The organism is Nostoc sp. 2RC, from assembly GCF_014222165.1.
Taxonomy (GTDB): Bacteria; Cyanobacteriota; Cyanobacteriia; order Cyanobacteriales; family Nostocaceae; genus Nostoc; species Nostoc linckia.
This window is the reverse complement of record NZ_JACKZU010000594.1, coordinates 1-2,812: the sequence shown is the minus strand read 5'-3', so window position 1 is coordinate 2,812 and position 2,812 is coordinate 1. Positions and strand designations below refer to the sequence as shown.

Genomic DNA, 2,812 nt, shown 5'->3' with positions numbered 1-2,812 from the left:
AATTAATATAGATTAAAAATAATAACTAACATCATAAATTATTAAGTTTATCAAGGTAAATTGAGAGTATGCTTAATCATTGAAGTCTAGTTGAAAAATTAAGTAACTGGGTGCAAATTACAAATTAAACATCTCTTTGGATGTTCAATACTAAAAAACAAAATTTATTTGTACCAAATTACTAACTAGATTCTCAAATAAGACGGTGAAAAGCCGACTTTAAGCAAGCACTCATCACGAAAACAAAAGTAAACTTAAGAACAATCAATTAACGATGATACACAAAATTTTGTTAGCTGTATCGGGATTGGGACATGCGGAAGAAATGCTCAAAATCCTCAGAGAAATCCCTTCAATTCAATCTGCAAAAATTACAGTTTTGCATGTAGTTCCAGCAAAAAGTACTGCTGCTAATATGACCGCTAAATGGGAAGAAGGCGGTAGAATTCTCGCTAATGCTATTCAAACCTTAAACTTAGATGCTAGCGAGGTTTCTTCAATTTTGCGCCAAGGCGACCCTAAAGATGTAGTTTGTCAAGTAGCTGATGAAATCGACGCCGATTTAATTGTTATGGGTTCCCGCGGACTCAAGCGGCTACAATCGATTTTATCCAACTCTGTCAGTCAATACGTTTTCCAGCTATCTTCTCGCCCCATGTTGCTAGTTAAAGATGACATTTATGTCAAAAGAATTAAGCGCATTATGGTAGCGATTGACAATTCAGATGCAGCGAAAAACTGCTTGAAATTGGCACTATTTTTGTTGCGAGACATTCAGGGCGGTGAGTTGATTTTAGCAAATATCGCTACAGATTTTGGCGGTAAAAAATCAGAAATAACTCAGGTTACTGCCGACAAAAATCCAGTTTTAGCAGCTGCGGTTGTGGAAGCTGAAAAATACGGACTCAAACCTCGTTGTTATATTAGCAGTGGCAAACCTGGTGAAGAAATTTGCCGTTTAGCCGAGGAATTGAATGTAGACTTATTATTGCTCGGTTCTCCAGACCGTCGTCCATCCATTGCTAAAAGCTTTGTTGATATTGACCGACTCATCGGTGCATCTTTGTCTGACTATGTCCGAGTCAATGCCACTTGTCCAGTACTACTAGCACGAACCATCGCTTAAGCTAGAGATTTTCCATAAGTAGGTCAACTTAATTAAACATAAAACAATGATAGTGGCGTGGCAAGCTTAAAATAGTGCATTAGCTTGACTCTTGTGGGATGGGCGTCTCGCCCGTCCGGAGCAGGCTAGAAGCTTACCCCACAAGAAATTTTATTGCAACATTTTAGCCTTGACACGCCACTACATTTGTTTACATCTACGTGTGACGTTTTTTGAGGTTGAGCTACTTACTAAATTGCTCATAAAACTTAAATACAAAAAGATATTTCACCCAGTCACCAGTCCCTTGTTATAAAATCTGCTGTAGATATTAAACAAAGCAAATTTTATTTGTACTACTGGGCACATCCATAAATAAAAACCCCTACATTATTAGTGCAGGAGTTTTTATTTTATACAAAACGTATTAAGTATCTTTTCCACCTTCGCGGCTAGCAGTTTGGATGTACAGAATTAATAAAAACACAGAGGGCACAAGTACGAACAAAATGCTCGCTACGAACCCCAGGTCATTAACTTGCATGGCAAGAAAGCCTCTCTTAAATTTCCAATCTACAACATTAGGATATCATCATCGATGACAGAGTTGGTTCAAATTTTTTACCAAAACCAAATTCAAGAGTCAGAAGTCACAATTCAGAATCAATTGCAGTCCAAAGGATGGATGTATAACCAGGTTTAGCAGCTGTACCAAATTTCAATTTAGTGGTGCTTCTAGGTAGCGAGTCCCAATTCCCATCGATTAATTCTGAATTCTGAATTGTGCATTCTTCTGGAATTAGTTAAATGCTAGCGATGCTTAATTTCACAAAACTTAAGGTTTTGTAACCACACTCACAGGGCCATTGACTAAAGTTTGACAAGCAAGACGGTAATTTTCAGGCTTTTTCTTTAATTTCCGGTTTTCTACATCTGTACGGGGGGAAAGATTCTGCTGTCCTTCCACTATCTCGACAATGCAAGTGCCACATTGACCGTAGCCACCGCAATTTGTCATCTTACCAATCAATGTATATATATCAATGTTGTTTTGAATAGCTTTGAGTCGGAGATTTGCACCATCCGCTGCTACTACTTCTTTATTTTCTTTAACAAATTTGATATTACCCATAGTTGATTCCTCCTTGACTCTCAGCTTCCCTTTCAAGGCTTAATATTGACATGGCTTGGCTCATATCTTACTTATTATAATAATTCATTACAAAATATTAATAAATGTTAAATAAGCAAACATGACATCATAAAAATAGGACAGGCATGATACCTGTCCTAATAAAAAGATTTGAATAAATCAATAAACTTACCTGAACCCTACGGCTGCTTGCCAAACGAAAGCAAGCAACAAAAAGAATACAGGAATGACTGGGAGAACATCCACCAAAGGATCGAAGATTTGGTAAGCTTCAGGCAGTTTTGCTAATAAAAGTGCTGCTTCCATGTTTGTTTAAATCCACCTATCCAACACAGCGTTAATAATTGAGAAATATCTTAACATGGTTTGGTCATTGGTAATTTAGTCATTGGTCATAGGTCATTAGTCATTAGGCATAGGGCATTGGGCATGGGGCATGGGGCAGAAAAGGCTCCAGGTGTTCCAGGGTTTCCAGGGGAAAAACTCATCTCCCTTGTTTCCCTTGTCTCCCTTGTCTCCCTTGTCTTTCTCATCACCCCATCTCCCCATCACCC

At 38.1% G+C, this 2,812-nt stretch carries 4 protein-coding genes; 1 reads left to right on the top strand and 3 read right to left on the bottom strand.

The annotated features are described in order from the left end of the window. The first annotated feature begins 274 nt into the window (after positions 1 to 274). Positions 275 to 1,126 (top strand): universal stress protein, encoded by an 852-nt coding sequence (locus GNE10_RS33525; protein ID WP_099071962.1) that lies wholly within the window; start codon positions 275 to 277, stop codon positions 1,124 to 1,126. Positions 1,127 to 1,532: 406 nt separating this feature from the next. Here GNE10_RS33525 and psbM read toward each other — a convergent pair whose 3' ends face one another. The 3 genes from psbM to GNE10_RS33510 form a co-directional block, all read right to left on the bottom strand. After that, entirely contained in the window at positions 1,533 to 1,649 is a 117-nt protein-coding gene (psbM, locus tag GNE10_RS33520; RefSeq protein ID WP_073639518.1) for a photosystem II reaction center protein PsbM, read from the bottom strand. Between the two features lie 291 nt (positions 1,650 to 1,940). Continuing rightward, positions 1,941 to 2,237 (bottom strand): 2Fe-2S iron-sulfur cluster-binding protein, encoded by a 297-nt coding sequence (locus tag GNE10_RS33515; protein ID WP_099071961.1) that lies wholly within the window; start codon positions 2,235 to 2,237, stop codon positions 1,941 to 1,943. 189 nt (positions 2,238 to 2,426) lie between these two features. Then, on the bottom strand, positions 2,427 to 2,564 hold the full coding sequence (locus tag GNE10_RS33510) for a photosystem II reaction center protein K (protein ID WP_006195022.1): 138 nt from the start codon (positions 2,562 to 2,564) through the stop codon (positions 2,427 to 2,429). Positions 2,565 to 2,812 lie beyond the last annotated feature (248 nt).

Coding starts and splice junctions, on each gene's coding strand:
- psbM (WP_073639518.1), bottom strand. CDS start 1,649: ATGCAAGTTAATGACCTGGGGTTCGTAGCGAGCATTTTGTTCGTACTT.
- GNE10_RS33510 (WP_006195022.1), bottom strand. CDS start 2,564: ATGGAAGCAGCACTTTTATTAGCAAAACTGCCTGAAGCTTACCAAATC.
- GNE10_RS33525 (WP_099071962.1), top strand. CDS start 275: ATGATACACAAAATTTTGTTAGCTGTATCGGGATTGGGACATGCGGAA.
- GNE10_RS33515 (WP_099071961.1), bottom strand. CDS start 2,237: ATGGGTAATATCAAATTTGTTAAAGAAAATAAAGAAGTAGTAGCAGCG.